Consider the following 624-nt stretch of genomic DNA (forward strand, 5'->3'; position numbering starts at 1 on the left):
CGGCGGGTTTGTCTTCCCTTTCTATGCCTATCGGCGAGGCCGTCTGAAATTGCGCCAGCGGTTCGAACGTACCGGGTTCGAACAGGTAATGGGTATTTTGTCCGTTTGTGCTTTCGATGGCAAGGGTGTCTTCCTGCCAGTGGTAGACGGTGGTTTCTCCGTTGCGGATTTTGGCGGTACGCCTGCCTAAGGGGTCGTAACGGTATTCGGTACTGCCGTTGCGGTTTTCTATTTTAATGAGTTGGTTGTAACCATTCCAATGGTAGTCTGTGGTTTCGCCGTTGCGGGTTTTGCGGATCAGGTTGCCGCGTTGGTCGTAGTCGTAGTGTTCGCCTGCGTACTCTTTAAGCAGATTACCCCAGACTTTGTTCAGGGACGGTTTTTCTTGGCTGTTTGCTTGGCCTGCCTGAGCTTGTTTGTTGCCGCTTAGGTCGAGACGGTTGCCGGCGGGGTCGAAGGCAAAGGTTTCGCTAAAGTCGGGCGTAACGGCGGCGATCAGTCTGCCGATGGGATCGTAGCGGTATTGGGTTTGCCCTCCTCTGCTTTGAATATGGGTCAGTTGCCCGGCGGCATCGTAGCCGTATTCGCGCCGGCTGCGGTTGTGGATTTGCTGCAGGATTCTGC

1 pseudogene is annotated in these 624 nt (G+C 55.0%); it reads right to left on the reverse strand.

The features are described from left to right. Positions 1-624 (reverse strand): annotated as a pseudogene (locus tag HMPREF2700_RS11120) (RHS repeat protein); the annotation flags it as partial.

The sequence above is a fragment of the Neisseria sp. HMSC068C04 genome (genome assembly GCF_001810105.1).
Classification (GTDB): Bacteria; Pseudomonadota; Gammaproteobacteria; order Burkholderiales; family Neisseriaceae; genus Neisseria; species Neisseria flavescens_B.